This is a genomic window from Dechloromonas sp. A34, from assembly GCF_026261605.1.
In the GTDB taxonomy this organism is placed as follows: domain Bacteria; phylum Pseudomonadota; class Gammaproteobacteria; order Burkholderiales; family Rhodocyclaceae; genus Azonexus.
Genome location: NZ_CP102486.1, coordinates 1,745,394 through 1,765,385, shown reverse-complemented (window position 1 = coordinate 1,765,385; position 19,992 = coordinate 1,745,394). Strand labels below are relative to the sequence as shown.

The 19,992-nt window shown below is 61.1% G+C and carries 15 protein-coding genes; 6 read left to right on the top strand and 9 right to left on the bottom strand.

The window, feature by feature from the left end; translation table 11 throughout:
- Positions 1-237 precede the first annotated feature (237 nt).
- Together NQE15_RS08910 and NQE15_RS08905 are read left to right on the top strand one after the other, a co-directional pair.
- On the top strand, positions 238-690 hold the full coding sequence (locus NQE15_RS08910; RefSeq protein WP_265948627.1) for a rhodanese-like domain-containing protein: 453 nt from the start codon (positions 238-240) through the stop codon (positions 688-690).
- A gap of 78 nt (positions 691-768) precedes the next feature.
- Positions 769-2,391 (top strand): methyl-accepting chemotaxis protein, encoded by a 1,623-nt coding sequence (locus NQE15_RS08905; protein WP_265948623.1) that lies wholly within the window; start codon positions 769-771, stop codon positions 2,389-2,391.
- A gap of 155 nt (positions 2,392-2,546) precedes the next feature.
- On the opposite strand, the gene NQE15_RS08900 is transcribed toward NQE15_RS08905, so the two are convergent.
- From NQE15_RS08900 to NQE15_RS08890, 3 genes are all read right to left on the bottom strand, one after another.
- Entirely contained in the window at positions 2,547-2,882 is a 336-nt protein-coding gene (locus NQE15_RS08900) for a Rap1a/Tai family immunity protein (protein WP_265948619.1), read from the bottom strand.
- Between the two features lie 72 nt (positions 2,883-2,954).
- A complete protein-coding gene (locus tag NQE15_RS08895) occupies positions 2,955-3,401 on the bottom strand; it encodes a group I truncated hemoglobin (RefSeq protein ID WP_265948616.1) in 447 nt (148 codons plus the stop codon).
- Between the two features lie 123 nt (positions 3,402-3,524).
- A complete protein-coding gene (locus tag NQE15_RS08890) occupies positions 3,525-4,826 on the bottom strand; it encodes an ATP-binding protein (protein WP_265948614.1) in 1,302 nt (433 codons plus the stop codon).
- Positions 4,827-5,070: 244 nt separating this feature from the next.
- Between NQE15_RS08890 and NQE15_RS08885 the strand changes: the two genes are divergently transcribed.
- The 4 genes from NQE15_RS08885 to NQE15_RS08870 all read left to right on the top strand — a co-directional run bounded on the left by NQE15_RS08885 (position 5,071) and on the right by NQE15_RS08870 (position 9,749).
- On the top strand, positions 5,071-5,913 hold the full coding sequence (locus NQE15_RS08885; RefSeq protein ID WP_265948610.1) for an AAA family ATPase: 843 nt from the start codon (positions 5,071-5,073) through the stop codon (positions 5,911-5,913).
- 3 nt (positions 5,914-5,916) lie between these two features.
- The gene (locus NQE15_RS08880) at positions 5,917-7,089 is read left to right on the top strand and encodes a vWA domain-containing protein (RefSeq protein ID WP_265948606.1); all 1,173 of its coding nucleotides are present in this window, start codon (positions 5,917-5,919) and stop codon (positions 7,087-7,089) included.
- A 322-nt stretch (positions 7,090-7,411) separates the two neighbouring features.
- Entirely contained in the window at positions 7,412-8,614 is a 1,203-nt protein-coding gene (locus NQE15_RS08875; protein ID WP_265948604.1) for a cation:proton antiporter, read from the top strand.
- Entirely contained in the window at positions 8,607-9,749 is a 1,143-nt protein-coding gene (locus NQE15_RS08870; protein ID WP_265948601.1) for a YbdK family carboxylate-amine ligase, read from the top strand. Before NQE15_RS08875 ends, NQE15_RS08870 begins: the two co-directional genes overlap by 8 nt.
- Positions 9,750-9,958: 209 nt before the next feature.
- Here NQE15_RS08870 and NQE15_RS08865 read toward each other — a convergent pair whose 3' ends face one another.
- The 6 genes from NQE15_RS08865 to nuoL form a co-directional block, all read right to left on the bottom strand.
- Entirely contained in the window at positions 9,959-10,147 is a 189-nt protein-coding gene (locus tag NQE15_RS08865; RefSeq protein WP_265948599.1) for a hypothetical protein, read from the bottom strand.
- A gap of 201 nt (positions 10,148-10,348) precedes the next feature.
- Positions 10,349-14,086, bottom strand: coding sequence for an EAL domain-containing protein (locus tag NQE15_RS08860; RefSeq protein WP_265948597.1), 3,738 nt, complete (start codon positions 14,084-14,086; stop codon positions 10,349-10,351).
- A 225-nt stretch (positions 14,087-14,311) separates the two neighbouring features.
- Positions 14,312-14,854 (bottom strand): NUDIX domain-containing protein, encoded by a 543-nt coding sequence (locus tag NQE15_RS08855; RefSeq protein ID WP_265948595.1) that lies wholly within the window; start codon positions 14,852-14,854, stop codon positions 14,312-14,314.
- Between the two features lie 65 nt (positions 14,855-14,919).
- On the bottom strand, positions 14,920-16,398 hold the full coding sequence (gene nuoN / locus NQE15_RS08850) for an NADH-quinone oxidoreductase subunit NuoN (protein ID WP_265948593.1): 1,479 nt from the start codon (positions 16,396-16,398) through the stop codon (positions 14,920-14,922).
- 12 nt (positions 16,399-16,410) lie between these two features.
- Complete coding sequence (locus NQE15_RS08845; RefSeq protein WP_265948590.1) at positions 16,411-17,895, bottom strand: NADH-quinone oxidoreductase subunit M; 1,485 nt, start codon at positions 17,893-17,895, stop codon at positions 16,411-16,413.
- 32 nt (positions 17,896-17,927) lie between these two features.
- Positions 17,928-19,991, bottom strand: a complete 2,064-nt coding sequence (nuoL, locus tag NQE15_RS08840) for an NADH-quinone oxidoreductase subunit L (RefSeq protein ID WP_265948588.1) — start codon at positions 19,989-19,991, stop codon at positions 17,928-17,930.
- Position 19,992: the final 1 nt, after the last annotated feature.

The following is a 19,992-nucleotide window of genomic DNA, read 5'->3' as shown; positions in this document are numbered from 1 at the left end:
GTCGAAGAGATTTGGCCGCAAAGAGAGAAACCATAAATCACTCCCCGTTGGCAGCGAACCAGCGATTCCCGATATTGACATTCATAAAGCATAATTCCCACAACCAGGAATAGAATTTGATGATTTTCTTATGTTTATGTCAAAAACCGCATTTATTTGCCGATTTCCTTTGTGGCACGAATCTGGCTATCAACCGCGGGCATGTCCATTTCCAATAATACGTATCCGGAGGGAGTTATGAAGTTCACCCGTATTCTTGCCAAGGCAACCGCTGCCATGGTTTTCCTGGGGCTGGCTGGTCTGGCACAGGCCGCCGAAACGCCGGCGACCTTGTCGGGCACGACGCTGGTTTCCGCTGATCAGGTCAAACAACTGATGGACAAGGGCGTGCCGGTGATCGACGCCCGGGTTGCCGCGGAATATTCCGAAGGCCACATCAAGGGTGCGAAGAACATTCCGTACAAGGAAAAGAGCGCTAAGGCGGTCGACTTCGATCCCTCCCAGGACAAGTTCGACCTCAGCCAGATGCCGGCTGACAAGAAAGCTCCGGTCGTCCTGTACTGCAATGCCGGCGACTGCTGGAAGAGTTTCAAGGCCGCGACCATGTCGATCAAGGCGGGCTACACCAAGATTCATTGGTTCCGCGGCGGCTTCCCGGAATGGAAGGCCAAGGGCTACCCGATCGAATAATTGCGCCGTCACGGCTCAACCTGAATGGCCGAGTCCGCGGATTCGGCCATTTGCCATTCAGTGCCATGAAGGACACCGATGAGAATCACGCTTAGCACCAAACTATATGCAGCGACGATTGGTGCGCTGTTGATCATGCTCCTCTTCGTGAGTGTCAACATCTACAGCAATCGGGCGTCGCACGGCGCGCTGACCGATGTGTACGAGCACTCGGTCCAGCCGCTGATCTCGGTCCAGGAAATCGACAGCATCATGAGCGAGATCCGTTTCCGGGTCCTCGCGGTGTCGGTCGGACAATTGCCACGTGCCGGGTCACGTATCCATCTGAAGGACAACCGTGCCCGGATTCCCGAACACTGGAAAATTTTCACGAACGCCAACAAGGGGAACTCGCCGGAGGAGATCGAGCTGATCCAGGCCATCGACCAGCAGATTGCCACCTTGCCCGCCCTCTTCGATCGCATCGACCGTCTTTACGACGCCGATGATCAGGATGCCCTGGCCGCCCTGGTCGAGGACGAATGGCCGGCCATCATCAGCAAGCTCCAGAAGCCCCTGGGCAAGTTGATCGAACTCGAAAACACGGCGATGCGCCGGACCTACGAGGCCAGCGCCCAGCTCGGCGAACGTTTGAACTGGCTGGTGACCGGCGTGTTTGCCGCGGCAGTGGCCACAATGCTGATCGGTGCGGTGGTCATCGTGCGCTCGATCTCCCGTCCGGCTGAAGCAGTGCGGGGCGTACTCGAACGCGTTGCCGGTGGCGACCTGACCGTCCATGTCGAGGTTTCTTCGAAGGACGAGATCGGCGACATGGCGGCCTCGGTCAATACCGCGGTCAAGGCACTGAACCGGACACTGGCTTCGGTCCGCCAGGCATCGCGGCGTTTGTCCGAGACCTCCGATTCGCTGTCGGCTGAAACGCAGACCGTACACGATGTCGTAGACCGCCAGACGGAAAGCGTGATGCAGATCAGCGCGGGCATGCAGGAGCTGACCGTTTCGGTTTCCGAAGTCTCCAAGCGGACGCAGGAGATCGCCGACGCCTCGCAACGGACGCGCCAGATCGCCCATGACAGCGCCGCCGAGGTGGACAAGAATGCGGCGACGACGCAGCGTGCGCTGCAGGCCGCGACGGCGTCCAGCAATGCCGTTGGTGAGTTGTCGGCCGAGATCGAACGGATCAACGAGATGACCTCGGTGATCAAGGAAATTGCCGACCAGACCAACCTGCTGGCACTCAACGCGGCAATCGAGGCAGCGCGGGCCGGGGAAAGCGGACGGGGCTTTGCGGTGGTGGCCGACGAGGTACGCAAGCTCGCCGAACGGACGGCGCACAGTACGGCCGACATCAATCAAATGGTGCATTCGATCCAGACCAAGGCAGAGGCGGCAGTCAGCGCGATGAGCACGGTCAGCACCGACGTCGAGCAAAGCGCCAGCCAGACCGGGCAACTGCACGAATCCTTTGCCCGCATCCTCGACGCCGCCGGAGAACTGTCGCGCCTGGCCGACGACATAGCCAACTCGACGGCGGAGCAAAGCAAGGTTGCGCAGCAGACCGCGTGCTCGATGGACAACATTTCACGGGCCGCCGAGCAAACCGGAGAAAGCGTCTCCCAAGTCGCAGCCAAGGCCTCCGATACGGCGAAGACCGCGCTTGAGTTGAGGGGGCTGGTCGAGCATTTCCAGGTAACCGGCTGACATCGAGAAACGGCGGCTAAGACAGCGCCGGACCCCATGCAAAACAAAACGCCCCGTATTTCTGGGGCGTTTTCCGTTTCAGGGATGCTTTTCTTGCGGCCTCTGACGGCACTGGCCCGCCAGAAGGAAGTAGTAGCCGCCGAGCGGGCTACCTGTCATTTCCCGCAGGGAAAACGCTCGGCGTAGGCCCGCGCGACCAGGCCGAGCGCCGTCTCCCCCGCGGCATCGGGATGGGTAGCCAGCCATTCGATCAGCGCCTGATGCAGCTGTTGCAGGGTGACGTCGCGCGGCACGCAGGCCCTTACACCCTCGACTTCTGCCGTCGACAAGGCATCCTCGGCCGCCAGCAGGTAACCGATGCAACGCCCTGCCGCGACCTGCGAACCGTGGGTGCACCATTTCTCGAGATGGGCACGGTCGGTCAGGGCCGGAGCCTGCGAGGCGAACAGCAGGGCGACAATGGACAAAACGATTCTGAATATTTTCTTCATGGCGAACGGGATGCGGGTTCTGATTCGGAACGGTGGCGGGCCGATCTCCAGCCCACCACCTGGCGAACCGCCTTAGCGGTTGATGACGTCGCCCTTCAGGCTGCCGAGCAGGGTCATGACTTCGCCTTTTTCGGTAGCGGGCACATTGAATTTGTCGAGCGCCTTGACGGTATCTTCGGCCAGGGCGTTGAACTCCAGTTCGCTCAGCTTCATGCCGGTGTGGGCGCTCTTCATGTCGGCGCCCGAGTACTTGCAGGGGCCACCGCTGGTCACGCACAGGAAATCGACTAGCTGGGCGCCGAAGACTTCCGGCTTGGTGTGGGCAAACCGGCCATTGATCCGGGCGTCGGCGGCAACCTGCGTCCACAATTCGCCGACCACGGCATTGAGCGCCGGTTTGCCGCCCAGGCGGTCGTAGAGGGATTTCGGAGCATCGGCGGCAACGACGGCCAGCGACAGGGTGGCGGTGGTCAGCGCGAGAATTGCGGTGCGGACAAATTTGGCGGTGGTCAGTGACATGATTTTCTCCATCGGGGTTAGGGGCTGTCGTCGCCTCAAGGTGGGCGACGCGATGGATTGTGGCCAGTCGCCAGCTATTGGTATGTAACCTCGGTCACCGGGCAAACGCGTAGTCGACGCTGCTCAGTTGCCAAGCGCCCGGTTCAGGCGAACGTTCAGCGTGAAGGTGCTGCCGACGCCGGGTTCGCTGACCACCGAGATGTCGCCGCCCATCAACTGCGCCAGGCGCTTGCTGATCACCAAGCCAAGGCCGGTGCCACCGTACTTGCGGGTCGTCGAACCGTCGGCCTGTTCAAAGAGGGAGAAAAGACGTTTGAGGTCCTTTTCGGCGATCCCGATGCCGCTGTCTTGCACCTCGAAATTCAAGCGGACGCCGTTCGGGTCAAGCTCGGTCAGCCGGGAGCGCAAACTGATCGTCCCGCGATCGGTAAATTTGACGGCATTGTCGGCCAGGTTGAGCAGTATCTGCTCCAGGCGCAGCGGATCGCCCTGCAGCGCCAAGTCGCCGATTTCCGGCGCCTCGTCGACCACCAGTTGCAGGCCCTTGGCCTCGGCCTGATGGCCGAGCTGACCAGTGATTTTTTGCAGAATATCGTCCAGCCGGAAATCCTTGCATTCCAGGGTCAGACGCTCGGCTTCAAGCTTCGAGATGTCGAGAATGTCGTTGATCACGGCAAGCAGGTGATGCGAGGCGCGGTCGATCACCGTCAGGCGACGGATCAGCGTCGGGTCGGTCGCCTGGCCCCGGGCGACCGAAGTCATCCCCATGATGGCATTCATCGGTGTGCGCAATTCGTGGCTCACCGTGCCCAGAAAGATGCTTTTGGCACGATTGGCAGCTTCTGCCGCCTCCTTGGCGATGGAAAGGGCGGCCGTACGCTGCTGGACCTCGGTTTCCAGATGATTGCGGTGGGCATCAAGCGCGTCGTTGGCTATTTTCAGATCACGGGTGCGCTCTTCGACCAGCACCTCCAGTTCGCGATTGCGTTCCTGCAGGCGGGTCATCGGGTACACCTCGCCTTCCCGGGCCAGGCCGAAGGGGATCGAGATGCCGCTGTGCGCAATCATCCAGTCGCTGCCTTCGCGCCGGAAGACCAACACCAGACGCGCCGTCTCGTGCGCCAGGACATGCTCGGGGAGCGGCAGGTGAATGTGAAAGAAAGCGGTGGCCGCGACGACATCGTCAGTGAGCTCCTGCAGCGCGAGGTCCAGCATTTCGATCCGGATGCGCTCGGGCACCTGGGCGAAATCGAGTCGGGTGATCCTGATCCACTCTTCCCGGTCGGTGACGAGCTGGTCGCTGCTGCCGGCGTAGCCGCTGAAATTCTGGCTGAAGCGGGTGGTCAGGCGATCGTCACGCGCGGCGTACATCTCGATGTATTCGTCGAACAATGTACGGATGAGGCGCTGGCGTTCCGGTTGCATTACGAAGTGTTCCATAGACAAATGTTGAAGATGCCGCCGACGCGGAACTTAGCGGCGCTGCGGGCGCACCAAGCGTAGTCACGATACCGAATTGCCAGAAAATTGCCGCTTTTTCCGCATCACGTCGCTGATTAAAGTACGGCTGTCCAATTCCGGCGCCGGTCAGCCTTATCATTGCCGCCACACAACCCGTAACGCAAGCCGCCCCGCAAGGCGATCCGGCTTTCTCCCTGGTGAGTCCCCCATGAAATTCGAAGGTACCGAAACCTACGTCGCCACCCGCGACCTGACGCTGGCGGTCAATGCCGCCATCGCCCTGCAACGCCCGCTTCTGATCAAGGGCGAGCCGGGCACCGGCAAGACGCTGCTCGCCGAGGAAGTGGCCGGCGCGCTCGGCATGCCGCTCTTCCAGTGGCACATCAAATCGACGACCAAGGCCCAGCAGGGCCTCTACGAATATGACGCGGTGTCCCGCCTGCGCGATTCGCAGTTGGGCGATCCGCGCGTCGAGGACATTTCGCACTACATCGTGCATGGCGTACTGTGGCAGGCCTTCGAGTGCGACGAACCTTCGGTGGTGCTGATCGACGAGATCGACAAGGCCGACATCGAATTCCCCAACGATCTGCTGCGCGAACTCGACCGCATGGAATTCCACTGCTACGAGCTGCAGCGCACGATCAAGGCCAAGCACCGGCCGCTGATCATCATCACCTCGAACAACGAGAAGGAACTGCCGGATGCCTTCCTGCGCCGCTGCTTCTTCCACTACATCAAGTTCCCGGACCGGGAGACGATGAAACGGATCGTCGCCGTGCACTTTCCAGTACTCAAGCACGATCTACTCAAGGAAGCGCTGGAGGTCTTCTTCGATCTGCGCGAGGTGCCCGGTCTGAAGAAGAAGCCATCGACCAGCGAACTGATCGACTGGCTGAAACTGCTCCTGGCCGAAGATATTCCGCCGGAAGCCCTGCGCGCCAAGGAAGCCAAGGACGCCATTCCGCCGCTGCACGGCGCCCTGCTCAAGAACGAGCAGGACGTCCATCTCTTCGAGCGCCTGGCTTTCATGAACCGCCGCAAGAGCTAGGGCATGCTGGTCGATTTCTTCCTGCACCTCAAGGCGCGCCAGCTCCCGGTGTCGACCAACGAGCTGCTGGCCCTGCTCGAAGCGCTCGAGGCGCGGCTGGTCAGCGGCAGCCTGGACGATTTCTACCTGCTATCGCGCACCCTGCTGGTCAAGGACGAGGCGCTCTACGACCGTTTCGACCGCGCCTTCGGCGAGTATTTTCACGGCGTCGAGGCCCTGCCTGGCTTCGCCCCCGAGGTGCCCGAGGAATGGCTGGAACTGGCGGCCCGCCGTCATCTCTCGGAAGCCGATCGCCTGAAGTTGCAGAAGCTCGGCTACGAGAAGGTTTTCGAACAGTTGAAGCAGCGCCTGGCCGAGCAGAAGGAACGCCATGCCGGGGGCAGCAAGTGGATCGGCACCGCCGGCACCTCGCCCTACGGCCACGGCGGCTACAACCCGGAAGGCGTGCGCATCGGCGGCGACTCGGTCGGCAATCGCACGGCGATCAAGGTTTGGGAGCAGCGCGAATTCCGTAACCTCGACGACTCGCTCGACCTCGGCGTGCGCAACATCAAGGTCGCCCTGCGCCGCCTGCGCCGTTTTGCCCGCCTAGGTGCCCCGACCGAACTCGACCTCGACGGCACCATCGCCGGCACGGCGAGGAATGGCGGCTGGCTCGACCTGCATCTGCGGCCGGAACGCCACAACGCAGTCAAGGTGCTGCTCTTCCTCGATATCGGCGGCTCGATGGACGACCACATCCAGGCCTGCGAGGAACTGTTCTCGGCAGCGCGCGCCGAGTTCAAGCACCTCGAACACTTCTATTTCCACAACTGCGTCTATGAAGGCGTCTGGAAGGACAATCGCCGCCGCTACGACGAAAAACTGTCAACCTGGGACGTCATCCACACCTACGGCCCCGACTACAAGCTGGTCTTCGTCGGCGACGCCAGCATGAGCCCTTACGAAATCGCCCGCCCCGGCGGCAGTGTCGAGCACTGGAACGAGGAAGCCGGTGCCGTCTGGCTCGAACGCCTGCTCAAGACCTGGCCGCACGCCGCCTGGCTCACCCCGCTGCCCGAGGAACACTGGAGCTACACGCCGTCGATTCAACTGATCCAGCAACTGACCGGCAAACGCATGTTCCCGCTGACTATCGACGGCCTGGAACGGGCCATGCGCAACCTGTCGAAGTAGGAAGCAGCGCCAGCTGCCGGCCTTGATGGGCGACGCCGGATTCAGCGGAACTCATCCGGCAATTTCATCTCATACCTAGCGCGTGTTAGGCTGCCGGTCCTTTCTAGGCAATTGCCATATCGCCCAGGCGGCCGGATCGACACTGGTGCCCGCCCGGGCAAACCGCTGCATCGACATTCCTGGCGCAATCGCCCGAGCGGCCTGCGCCACGGTCAAGCATTCCAATCTGGATAGTGGGAGGAAACATGAAGAACAGCGCATTCCGCGCCCGGCTTCACCACGCCATGGACGATACACGGCGCCAACCCGGGAAACTTCCGCGATGACGCCGTCGGTCTTTTTCCTGCCCGACTGGCCGCTCGCCCTGAGCCCGCTGCTGTGGATCGCGCTGGCAATCGTCGGCGCCGCGCTGGCCGGCGAACTGGTGCGTCATCACCTCGGCCTGCCGCGCATCACGGCCTACCCGGTGGTCGGCATGCTGGTCGCCGCGCTGGCCGGTGATCCGCTGGTCGCCGAGCACAGCGAATGGTTGCGTTGGGGGCTCGATGTCGCCCTAGGGATTCTGCTGCTCGAACTGGGCAGCCGGGTCGATCTGCGCTGGCTGCAGCACAACCGCTGGCTGCTGGTAACCAGCCTCTGCGAATCGCTGGCCGCGTTTGGCGCCGTCTTCGCGCTCAGCCGCTATCTCGGCCTGGCCATCGGGCCAGCCATCCTGCTCGGCGCCATCGGCATGTCCAGCTCGCCTGCCGTGATCATGCGCGTCGTCGCCGAGAGCAATGCCCAGGGCCAGGTCAGCACCCGCCTGCTGGTGTTGACGGCACTCAACACCATCTACGCCGTGGTCACCGTCCATCTGGCGATGGGCGCCCTGCACCAGCACTACCGCGGCGACTGGGTGATGGCGATCACCCACCCGCTCTATCTGCTCGGCGGCGGCCTGATCGTTGGCAAGCTGCTGGCCGAGGCGATCAGCCGGCTCGATCGGTGGCTCAAGTTGCGCGACGAATACGCTTCCATCGTCTTGCTTGGCCTGGTGCTGATGACCATTGGCCTGATCGAGGCGCTGCGCCTGCCGGTGACGCTGTGCATGCTGTTCGCCGGCCTCGTGCTGCGCAACGGCACCACCCGGGCCTGGGTCTTTCCGCGCCATTTCGGCTCGGTCGGCGGCGTGCTGGTGGTCATGCTGTTTCTGGTGGTCGGCATGCAGATCAAGATCGAACATCTGCTCACCGGCGGCCTGCTCGCCCTCGCCCTGATCGCAGCGCGCAGCCTGGCCAAGCTGGGTGGCGTCTTGCTGCTCGCCCGCCCGTCCGGCATCAGCTGGCGCCAGGGCCTGTTGTTGGGCCTCGCCCTGTCGCCAGCGGCCGGGCCGGTGATGGTGGCCGCCGCCGACCTCGGGCAAATCTACCCAGAACTGCAGGGCACGCTGATGCCGGTCGCGATGAGCGCCGCCGCCATCATGGAACTGGCCGGCCCGGTCATCGTCGCGCTGTGCCTGAAATGGAGCGGAGAACGCCGTGAATGAAGAGACCGAAAACGAACTGCCGGCATTCTCCCAATCAGCGCCGCTGACCCTGGGCATCGAACTGGAACTGCAGATCGTCGGCGGCCAGGATTACGACCTGATCGGCGCCGCCCCCGACCTGCTGCGCGAGATGGCCGGGCGCCAGCATCCGGGCGACGTCAAACCGGAGATCACCGATTCGATGATCGAGCTGTCGACCGACATCTGCCAGGACTACGACGATGCCGTGACCCAGTTGCGCCAGATTCGCAACGAACTGGTGCATCAGGCCGACCGCCTCGGCATCCTGCTCTCCGGCGGCGGCACCCACCCGTTCCAGCACTGGGGCAAGCAGGCGATTTTCGATGCGCCGCGCTTCCATCATCTGTCGCAGCTCTACGGCTACCTGGCCAAGCAATTCACCATTTTCGGGCAGCACGTGCATATCGGCTGCGCCTGTCCGGACAAGGCGCTCTGGCTGCTCCACGCCTTTAACCGCTACATCCCGCACCTGATCGCGCTATCGGCTGCCTCGCCCTTCGTCCAGGGCTTCGACACCGGCTTCCAGTCGGCGCGGCTCAATTCGGTCTTCGCCTTCCCGCTCAGCGGGCGGGCGCCTTTCGTCCTGGGCTGGGACGACTTCGCGAGCTATTACCGCAAGATGATCGCCACCGGCGTCGTCAAGAGCATGAAGGATTTCTACTGGGACATCCGCCCCAAACCGGAATTCGGCACCATCGAACTTCGCGTCATGGATACGCCGCTGACCGTCGAGCGCGCCGCGCAGATCGCCGCCTACGCCCAGGCCCTGGCCCGCTACCTGCTCGAGGAAAAGCCGGTCGAGCCGAGCGAGGACGATTACCTGGTCTATACCTTCAACCGCTTCCAGGCCTGCCGCTTCGGCTACGACGGCACGCTGGTGGTGCCCGGCAGCGCCGAGCAGCGGATCATCCGCGACGACATCCTGCACACCATGGCGCGCATCGAGATGCATGCCTACGACCTCGGCTCGACCGAGGCGCTCAACCTTCTGCGCACGGAAGTCCTGCAAGGCCGCAACGGCGCCCGCGAAGTCCGCGACAGCTTTGCCCGCGAAGGCTCGTTGGAAGAAGTCGTCCGCCAGGGCAGCGAACGCTGGGCCGGGCGCCCTGCCTGAAACCCGGCCCAGGGCGTGGCGGTCGGTTCGCTTGATGCCGGGCTGATCATCCTGGCGCTGAACGCGGCCAGTCAGTTCTCTGGCCTCAAATTTGGGCGATCGCGCCGCAATCCGCGGGCGAGTACTGCTGGGGATAGAAGTGGGTGGAATGCCGGGCATTCCGCTACCGCCGGCCGAAAGCAAATCCGGCTTGAATTCAACTGGAGCCGTTAGAGCTTGCTACCCGACTGCTTGCGCGCCTGGGCCATGGCCTTCAACTGCCAAGTGTTCCGGGGATGATCCGCTTTCGCCACCTTTCCCGCCACACCGGCATTCACCGAATAAAATGCACTTTGCTGGGGCTGCTGCTGTTGCTGTTGCCGCTCGTGTTGCCGATGTCCGAATGATGCATTTTCCATCTTGTCTCCGACTTTGTTGAGGTGCCTTGTTGGACGCCGTTGACGATGCTTGGTTCCGTTCGAGCAACGACGTTCGAAGGGCCAGAATAGCGATCGGGTGTTAAGCCCTGATGATGGTTTTGTGACGGTGCTGGCGCCGGGACGGGTGGCTTCAAGTGCCGGGCTTTTGTTTATGGAACGTGGCGCCCGAAAGCGCCAGCATCACTGCCCCAGCCACAATTCGACCGTCCCAAAACCGCGCAGCGGCGCATGGTCGACAATGAAGCGCTCGGCCTCTTCGGCCGGGAGCGGCTTGCTGATCAGATAGCCCTGAATCTTCTCGCAACCGATGGAGCGCAGATACTGGAGTTGCGCTTCGGTCTCGACGCCCTCGGCGACGACATCCAGCCCCAGTTTGTGGGCGAGCAGGACAGTGACGTCGCAGATATCGGCGTCGTTGCTGTCAGTTTCGATGTCCTTGACGAAGGAGCGATCGATCTTCAGCGTGCTGACCGGGAACAGCTTGAGATAAGCCAGCGAAGAATAGCCTGTACCGAAATCGTCGATCGACAGCGACAGGCCGCATTCGGTCAGTTCGGTCATCGAGGCGATGGTCTGCTCCGGGGAGGCCATCGACATCGATTCGGTGACTTCGAGATTGAGCATGCTGGTCGCCACGCCGTATTGGCCAAGCAGTGCCCGGATGCGCGCCGGCAACTCGCGGTTGAGGAACTGGCTGGCGGTCAGGTTCACCGACATTCTGATGTGTTCGATGCCACGGCTTTGCCAGACTGCCAGTTGCCGACAGGCCTGTTCGAGTACCCAATCACCGATCGGCAGGATGAGGCCGGTTTCCTCGGCGATCGGAATGAAATCCATCGGTGAGACCAGGCCGCGCTCCGGATGCTGCCAGCGGATCAGCGCCTCAACGCCGACCAACCGGCCGCTGCGCAGGTCGAGCTGGGGCTGGTAGTGGAGTAGGAACTGCTGCTGGACGATGGCCTTGCGCAGGTCGGACTCGATGCCGAGGCGCCTGACAGCGGCCTGCTGGATTTCGTCCTTGAAGAACTGGTAATTGCCCCGCCCCCTGGATTTCGCGTGGTACATCGCAACGTCGGCCTTCTTGATCAGGTCCTGGCTCTCGGCGGCATCGTCCGGGAAGAGGCAGATCCCGATGCTGGCGTTAGTGCGCAGCTCGTTGCCATCGAGCACGTAGGGCGCTGCCAGCACTGTCAGTATCTTGTCGGCAACGTGGGCAGCATCAGCCGGGGAATCGATGTCGGCGAGGACGACAATGAACTCGTCGCCGCCCAGGCGGGCGACCAGGTCGCTCTGGCGCACGGCGGCGGCGAGACGACGGGCGACCTCCATCAGCAGGTGGTCGCCGATCTGGTGGCCGAGCGTGTCGTTGATGGTCTTGAAATTGTCGAGATCGATCATCAGCAGGGCCACTGTCTTGCCACCGCGGCCGGCCAGCGCCAGCGCCCGGGTCAGGCGTTCGTTGAGGCTGAAGCGATTGGCGAGGCCAGTCAGCTGGTCGTTGAAGGCCAGGGCCTGGATCTTCTCCTCGGCTTTCTTGCGTTCGGTGATATCGAAGTGGGTGGCGACGTAATGGGTGACGATACCGGCCTCATCCTTGACTGCCGAAATGGTCAGCCACTTCGGAAAGATCTCGCCGTCCTTGCGGCGATCCCAGATCTCGCCCTGCCAGGTGCCGGTCCGACCAATCGAATCCCACATCAAGCGATAGAACTCTGCGTCATGGCGCCCGGACTTGAGCATGCGGGGCGACTGGCCGACCACTTCGGCCACCGTGTAGCCGGTGCTTTCGGTAAAGGCCTGATTGACCCGCAGGATTTTGCACTGAGCATCGGTGATCATCATCCCCTCCTGCGACTCGAAGGCGGCGGCGGCGATCCGTAGGTCGGCCTCGGCGCGCTTACGGGCGGTGATGTCGGTGATGTAGGCGAGGATGCAGGATTGGCCATCCAGTTCGATCAACTCGCTGGCCAGGCTGACGTTCCGATGTTCGCCAATGCGGTTCGCCCAGACGGTTTCGTAGTCGACCAGGCGGCCGTCGCGCCCCATCGCTGCGATCCACGACTCGCGCTCGGCGAAATCCGGCCACAGCCCGATCTCCTGGGAGGTCCTGCCGATCAGATCGGCCCGCGTCCACCCGAAATCGCGCTCGTATTTGGCGTTGGCCTCGATGAAACGGCCATCCGCCGTGGTCGCGATCGAGGCAGCGATCGGGCACGATTCGAGGGCGGCCGCAAACACCTGTTTCGATTGGCGCAGGGCGATATCGGCCTGCTTGCGCTCGGTGATGTCGGTATAGACCCAGATCGAGGCACCGTCGAGAACGGCCTCCGGATCGAGCGGCCGGCCGGTCTGGATGACCCAGATGCGGCTGCCATCCCGGTGCCGCATCTCCAATTCGAAATTGGCAAAACCGTCGCGCGCCAGCTGCGAATAACCGACGTCGCCGGCCGCCTTGAACTGCTCTTCCGAACAGTAAAAGAGCTGCGTGGTGTTGCCTTCGATTGCCGCCGGACCGGCGAAACCGAACATGTCAGCGAGGCGCTGGTTGCACTTCAGTATCTTGCGCTGCTGTAAGAGCAGGATGCCGACGTGGACGTTGTCGAAGATCAGGCGCTGCTCGGCAAGCAATTCCTTGATCCGGTCATCCTTTTGCTTGCGCTCGGTGATATCGCGAACGATGGCTTGCAGGCACTCCTCGCCGCCATAGTCGATGCGGCTGAGACTGACCTCGACGTCGAGCAGCGAGCCATCGGGGCGCCGGTTGCGCCATTCGAAAACCACCGGATCACCAGCCTGGGCGCGACTGATCACCCTCCCCAAAACCTCGGCCGATGTCCGGCCGTCGGCCTGCGGCGACGCGGCAGCCATCGCCGAGGCGCCGATCAACTGTTCGCGAGACTGTCCGTACAGAATCTCGGCCCGGCGGTTGCAATCGAGTACCGTGGCCCCCTGCATGATCAAGATGGCGTCATTGGCCTGCTCGAACAGCGTGCGGAAACGCTCCTCGGTCTTGCGCAGGGAAGTCATCGTCGTCGTCAACTCGACAGTCCGCGCCGCAACCTGGCGCCGCAGCGTCCGGCCCCAGAGGAATAGGGTGGCGACCACTAGGCTCAGGGCGAGCAGGCCATAGCCCAGGGCGCGGGCATAGCGGGCCCACGGATTCCCGGTCAGTCGTTCGCCAAGCCAGCGCTCTTCGATGGCCTGCCGTTCAGCCGCGGAAATCCTGGCGAATCCCGCCTCGACGACCTGCATCAGGTCGAGCCGACCCTTGGCCACGGCCCAGTGGAATTGGCCGATATAAAGCGGCGGTGAATGCCGAAACTGGTCGGCCTTGCCTTCGCGGTTAAAGAAGTAATAGGCTGGTGGCTTGTCGATGCACAGGACACGAATATCGTTGGTCACGGCAGCCTTGACCTGCGCCTCGTAGCTTGGAAAACGCCTGAAATCAGTGATGCCCTGGGCGCTCAGGTAGTCGATGCAGGCATCGCCTTCCTTGACGCCAATCGTGAAACCCTTGGCCGAAGTGGCATCGGCAATGCCGCTAATGCTCTCGTGGAACATCAAGGAGACTTCGATGGCGGCGTAGGGACGCGAAAACTCGTAAATCTTCTGACGCTCTTCGGTCGCGAAAATAGTGTCGATGACGTCGGCCTGGCCGCTTTCCATCGTAGCCCGCGCCTTGCCCCACTCCATCGGCTGGAAGTCCACCGCGATGCCGGTACGCTGCGCCCACAGGGCCCACAGTTCCTTGAGAATACCCTGGACCTGGCCATTCGCCGCGCGGAAGGAATATGGCGGGTAATTGTCGTCGAGAACGACTCGAATGGAGCTCGGGGATGCTACCTCGGCCTGTACGGGAAGGCCGGCGAGAATAAACGCCAGGAGGGCGAGCAGGCGCGGAAGTTTGAGTCGAGACATTGGCCGGGGAACGATTTTGGCGCGCAGACTGACATTTTATGGGACTTCGTCGAAATAGCCATGACTGATTCACGGCATCCGGGATCGCTGCCCGGCTGCTATGGCATTCGAAATGCGGAGGGCAGGACGGATTACCGAGCGGGCGAATGAAGTGCCCACCACCGCCGTTCCGGCTAGTCAGGGCGATCTACTATGGCGTCACAAACAAACAACTTTTCTTCCAGATCAGGGCCGGTCAAGCCAGAACAATGCTGCAATCGTCTTGGCATCGGTTATCTGGCCGCTCCAGACGGCCTGCCGGGCAGCTTCGGGCGAGAGCTCGAGCACGTCGAGAAACTCGTTGTGGTCTAGCTGTTTCTCCCCGGAAAGATGCAGGCCCCGCGCAGCAAAGACTTCAATGCGCTCGTCGGAGTAACCAATGCAGGGGTGCATCATTCCCAGATATTCCCATTCGCGCGCCGTATATCCCGTTTCTTCCTGTAGTTCGCGGCGGGCCGTGTCAATCGTGGCCTCGCCATGATCAATCTTTCCGGCCGGCAGTTCAAGGAAGACCCGGCGTAACGGATAGCGGAACTGTCGTTCGAAGAGCAGATTGCCATTGTCGAGGAAGGCCAGGATGACCACGGCGCCGGGGTGCACGATGTATTCGCGGATCGATTCCTTGCCATTCGGAAGTTCGACGAAGTCCTTGCGGACCTCGAGCAAGACGCCCTTGAAGACGGTTTCACTGGAAATTTCCGATTCGATCAGGTGCTCATCGTGGCTCATTTCAGTCTCCAAAAACAGCAACGCCCCGACCAGCGGGGCGTTGCGAACAAAGGATCAAGCCGTTGTCAGAGCGAACGCAGCAGTGCGTAGGCGCAGAGCGACATGATGACCTGTGGGAAGATACCAAGCGCCGCGACTGCCAAGCCGTTGGCGGAAATCAGGATACGCATGTCCATGCCGGCGGTCAGCGGGGTATCGTCGGTCGGCGCATCGAAGTACATCACCTTGACGACCCGCAGGTAGTAGAAGGTACCGATCAGCGAGAAGAGCACGGCGACAATGGCCAGCCAGATGTAACCGGCGGCGATGACCGCCTGCAACACCGAGAACTTGGCGAAGAAACCGATGAAGAACGGGACGCCGGCCATCGAGAACATCAACATCAGCATGATGCCGGCGAACCACGGGCTGCGCTTGTTCAAACCCTTGAAGTCATCGATATTCTCGGCTTCGAAACCGGAACGGGCCATCATCAGGATCATGCCGAAGGTACCGAGGCTCATCAGCACGTAGGCGATCACGTAGAACATCGCCGAACTGTAGGCATTCAGGGCATAGCGAGCATCGCCACTGACGACGCCGGTGGTGATGCCGAGCAGCATGAAGCCCATGTGCGAAATTGCCGAATAAGCCAGCATGCGCTTCAGGTTGGTCTGGGCGATGGCCGCCAAGTTTCCAATGGCCATCGAGAGGACCGAAAGGATGATCAGCATTGCCTGCCAGTCCGCAGCCATGGTGATCAGGCCATTGACCAGCAGACGCATGACGATGGCGAAGGCGGCCAGCTTCGGTGCGGAACCGATGAGCAGGGTGACCGAGGTCGGCGCACCGTGATAGACGTCGGGAATCCACATGTGGAACGGAACGACACCCAGTTTGAAAGCCAGACCGGAGACCAGGAAGACCAGGCCGAAGACCAGAACCGACTTGTTCACATCGCCGCCGTAGAGACGCTCGGCGACACCGGTGATTTCGAGGGTGCCGGTGGCGCCGTAGATCATCGACATGCCGTAGAGCAGCAGACCGGAGGCCAGCGCGCCGAGCACGAAATACTTCATCGCCGCTTCGGTGGAGGCCAGCGAATCGCGGTTCATCGCGACCATGGCGTAAAGCGACAAAGAGAGCAGTTCGAGACCGATGTAGATGGTGAGGAAATGATTGGCCGAAATCATCACCATCATGCCCAGGGTCGCGAACAGGGCAAGAACGTAGTATTCCCCCTTGTTCATCGCCTCACGGTCGATGACATAGGCCCGCGAGTAGAACATCACGATGACCATGGTCATATAGAGGAACAACTTCAGCAGATCCGACATCAGATCATCGACGAACATGTTGCTGAAGGTATAAACGATGTCTCCCGTGCTGGTCGAGAACTGAATGGCGGCACAGCCGATCAGCGTCAACTGGGTCAGGACGAAGGTAACAGTGCGCCGACTATCCTTCACCAGGAGATCGATCATCAGAATGGCGAGGGCCATCACCGCCAGGAAAATTTCCGGGGCGGCGGGCAGGAGATCGGGGACAACGAAATTGTCGAACATGTCGGCTACCGTTTATTGAATCTTGCTGATGGCAACGTGACGCAGCAGGTCGTTGACCGAGGCGTGCATGACTTCGGTGAAGGGCTGCGGGTACAGGCCCATCCAAAGGGTACAGAGGGCGAGCACGCCGAGAATGGCGAACTCGCGCTTGTTGATGTCGGATAGTTCGGCGACGTGATGGTTGGCAACGTCGCCGAAGATCACCCGCTTGTACATCCAGAGCGAATAGGCAGCACCGATGATCATCGCGCTGGCGGCAGCGAAGGCAACCCAGAAGTTGTATTTGACGGCACCGAGAATAACCATGAATTCGCCAACGAAGCCGGAGGTTGCCGGCAGGCCCGAATTGGCCATGGTGAACAGCATGAACAGGGCGGCAAACTTCGGCATGGTGTTGACCACACCGCCGTAATCGGCGATCTGGCGGCTATGGACACGATCATACATGACGCCGATACAGAAGAACATTGCGCCCGAGACGAAACCGTGCGAAACCATCTGAACCAGAGCGCCTTCGATACCCATGGCGCTGAACATGAAGAAACCCAGCGTCACGAAACCCATGTGGGCAATCGAGGAATAGGCCACCAGCTTTTTCATGTCGGACTGAACCAGGGCGACGAAACCGATATAGACGACCGCAATCAGCGACAGCGCAACCACCAGGCCGGAGAGTTCGTGCGAGGCATCCGGAGCAATTGGCAGGGAGAACCGCAGGAAACCGTAGGCCCCGAGTTTCAGCGCAATCGCTGCCAGCACGATGGAACCGCCGGTCGGCGCTTCGACGTGGGCGTCCGGCAACCAGGTATGCACCGGCCACATCGGCACCTTGACGGCGAAGGCAATCAGGAATGCCAGGAACAACCAGATCTGCGGGCCCAGCTCGATCGGCAGCTTGTGCCATTCGAGGATCGAGAAACTACCGCCGGAATTGATGAACAGATACATCAGGGAGAGCAGCAGGAGCAGCGAGCCGAACAGCGTGTAGAGGAAGAACTTGAAAGCCGCGTACACCCGGTTCGGACCGCCCCAGACGCCGATGATCAGGTAGAGCGGGATCAGCGAGGCTTCAAAGTAGACGTAGAACAGCACGCCGTCGAGCGAGGTGAAGATACCATTCATCAGGCCGGACATGATCAGGAAAGCGGCATTGTATTGCGCCACCTTCTCCTTGATGACTTCCCATCCGGCGGCGACGACGATGATGGTGATGAAGGCGTTCAGAATCACGAACAGCATCGAAATGCCGTCAACGCCGAGGTGATAGTTCAGGTTGAAGCGGGGAATCCAGCTCTTCAGTTCAACGAACTGCATGCCGCCATTGGCGATATCAAAACCAGTCCACAGCGGGATGGTGACGAGAAAGCCGGCGATCGCGCCAAACAGGGCAAGCATCCTTGCCAGTGGCGCATTCCGTTCGGAGCCGATGGCGAGTACCACCAGACCGGCAACGATCGGAATCCAGATGGCGAAAGATAGCAGCGGGTAAGTCGACATGTTATTCCTTGCTTTTCTGCGAACTATTCACGCTAAGCGCGGTTGATCCACAGGGTCATCAGCACAAAGACGCCAATGATCATGGTGAAAGCGTAGTGATAGACGTAGCCCGTCTGGAACAAACGGGTGATTGATGAAATCCATTTCACGAGTTTTGCGGAGCCATCGACGATAACCCCATCGATAACGGCCACATCGCCGCCGCGCCAAAGTGCCTTGCCCAGCAGGCGCGCACCGCCGGCGAAGACGACATCATTGAACTTGTCGAAGTAGTACTTGTTTTCGAGCAGCGTATGGATGGCGGAGAAGCGACGCTGAATGGCGGCCGGAATGTCCGGACGCTTCATGTAGAAGAACCACGACAACACCACACCGGCCAGCGCCAGGATGAACGGCAGCGTGGTCAGGGAATGGATGCCCATGGCGGTCGCGCCGTGAAACTCTTCCTTCAGATGCTCCATGGCCGGGTGGGCATGGTGGTCGATGAAGATGACCGGAATGCCTTCCGTACCCGGAATTACGATATTGAAGTAGTCGCCGAAGAGCATCGGGCCGATGGCGATGAAACCGATGGCGACCGACGGGATAGCCAGCAGCACCAACGGCAACCAGACAACCCAGGGGGTTTCGTGCGGCTTCTGACCCGGCGCCAGACCGTGGTGGTGATCGGCGGCGACTTCTTCGTCGTCGTGATCGCCAGCGTGGTCGTGATGTTCGGCGTCATGCGCCTTGCCGAACCGCTCTTCGCCGTGGAAGACCAGGAAATACATGCGGAACGAGTAGAAGGCGGTGACAAAGACACCGGCCAGCACCGCGAAGTAGGCAAAACCGGCACCCGGGATATGGGACAGGCCAACCGCTTCGATGATCGAGTCCTTGGAGTAGAAACCGGACAGGAAAGGCGTACCGATCAGGGCCAGCGAACCGACCAGCGAGGTGATCCAGGTAATCGGCATGTACTTGCGCAGGCCGCCCATGTTGCGGATGTCCTGATCGTGGTGCATACCGATGATCACCGAGCCGGCGGCGAGGAACAGCAGAGCCTTGAAGAAGGCGTGCGTCATCAGGTGGAAGATCGCCACCGAGTAAGCCGAAGCACCTAGCGCCACGGTCATGTAACCGAGCTGCGACAGCGTCGAGTAAGCGACGACGCGTTTGATGTCATTCTGGATGATGCCGAGAAAGCCCATGAACAACGCGGTGATGGCACCGATCACGATGACGAAGGACAGCGCCGTGGTCGACAACTCGAACAGCGGCGACATGCGCGACACCATGAAGATGCCGGCGGTCACCATGGTCGCCGCGTGAATCAGGGCAGAGATCGGGGTCGGGCCTTCCATCGAGTCGGGCAGCCAGACATGCAGCGGAACCTGGGCCGATTTGCCCATGGCACCGATGAACAGGCAGATACAGGTGACAGTCATCAGCGACCAGTCGGCGGTACCCCAGATGTTGATGGTGGTATCGGAGAAGTCCTTCGCCTTGTTGAACACCGTGGCGTAGTCGAGGCTGCCGAAATGGGCCAAGATCAGGCCGATGCCGAGGATGAAGCCGAAGTCGCCGACGCGATTGACCAGAAAGGCCTTCATGTTGGCGAAGATGGCGGTCGGCCGGGTGTACCAGAAACCGATCAGCAGGTAGGAGACCAGACCGACGGCTTCCCAGCCGAAGAACAGCTGCATGAAGTTGTTGCTCATCACCAGCATCAGCATGGAGAAGGTGAACAACGAGATGTAGCTGAAGAAGCGGTTGTAGCCGGGGTCTTCCTGCATGTAGCCGATGGTGTAGATATGCACCATCAGGGAGACGAAGGTCACCACCAGCATCATGGTCGTGGTCAGCGTATCGATCAGGAAGCCGACCTCGAAGCGGTAGTCGCCGCTGGTCAGCCAGGTGTAAACCGTACCGTTGAAGGTATGGCCGGCCTGAACGTCCTGAAAAATGACCAAGGACGCGATGAAGGCGACAGCGACACCGGCGATCGTCGCAGTATGGGCAACCCAGCGCGGAATAACCCGGCAAAAGAGACCGGCAACGATGGCCCCGAACAGCGGAGCCAGCGGTACGAGCAGGTAGAGTTTTTGCATTTCCATG

What these genes read in the sequence shown, in the direction of transcription:
- NQE15_RS08910 (WP_265948627.1), top strand. Translation starts at nt 238, where the DNA reads ATGAAGTTCACCCGTATTCTTGCCAAGGCAACCGCTGCCATGGTTTTC.
- NQE15_RS08905 (WP_265948623.1), top strand. Translation starts at nt 769, where the DNA reads ATGAGAATCACGCTTAGCACCAAACTATATGCAGCGACGATTGGTGCG.
- NQE15_RS08900 (WP_265948619.1), bottom strand. Translation starts at nt 2,882, where the DNA reads ATGAAGAAAATATTCAGAATCGTTTTGTCCATTGTCGCCCTGCTGTTC.
- NQE15_RS08895 (WP_265948616.1), bottom strand. Translation starts at nt 3,401, where the DNA reads ATGTCACTGACCACCGCCAAATTTGTCCGCACCGCAATTCTCGCGCTG.
- NQE15_RS08890 (WP_265948614.1), bottom strand. Translation starts at nt 4,826, where the DNA reads ATGCAACCGGAACGCCAGCGCCTCATCCGTACATTGTTCGACGAATAC.
- NQE15_RS08885 (WP_265948610.1), top strand. Translation starts at nt 5,071, where the DNA reads ATGAAATTCGAAGGTACCGAAACCTACGTCGCCACCCGCGACCTGACG.
- NQE15_RS08880 (WP_265948606.1), top strand. Translation starts at nt 5,917, where the DNA reads ATGCTGGTCGATTTCTTCCTGCACCTCAAGGCGCGCCAGCTCCCGGTG.
- NQE15_RS08875 (WP_265948604.1), top strand. Translation starts at nt 7,412, where the DNA reads ATGACGCCGTCGGTCTTTTTCCTGCCCGACTGGCCGCTCGCCCTGAGC.
- NQE15_RS08865 (WP_265948599.1), bottom strand. Translation starts at nt 10,147, where the DNA reads ATGGAAAATGCATCATTCGGACATCGGCAACACGAGCGGCAACAGCAA.
- NQE15_RS08860 (WP_265948597.1), bottom strand. Translation starts at nt 14,086, where the DNA reads ATGTCTCGACTCAAACTTCCGCGCCTGCTCGCCCTCCTGGCGTTTATT.
- NQE15_RS08855 (WP_265948595.1), bottom strand. Translation starts at nt 14,854, where the DNA reads ATGAGCCACGATGAGCACCTGATCGAATCGGAAATTTCCAGTGAAACC.
- nuoN (WP_265948593.1), bottom strand. Translation starts at nt 16,398, where the DNA reads ATGTTCGACAATTTCGTTGTCCCCGATCTCCTGCCCGCCGCCCCGGAA.
- NQE15_RS08845 (WP_265948590.1), bottom strand. Translation starts at nt 17,895, where the DNA reads ATGTCGACTTACCCGCTGCTATCTTTCGCCATCTGGATTCCGATCGTT.
- nuoL (WP_265948588.1), bottom strand. Translation starts at nt 19,991, where the DNA reads ATGGAAATGCAAAAACTCTACCTGCTCGTACCGCTGGCTCCGCTGTTC.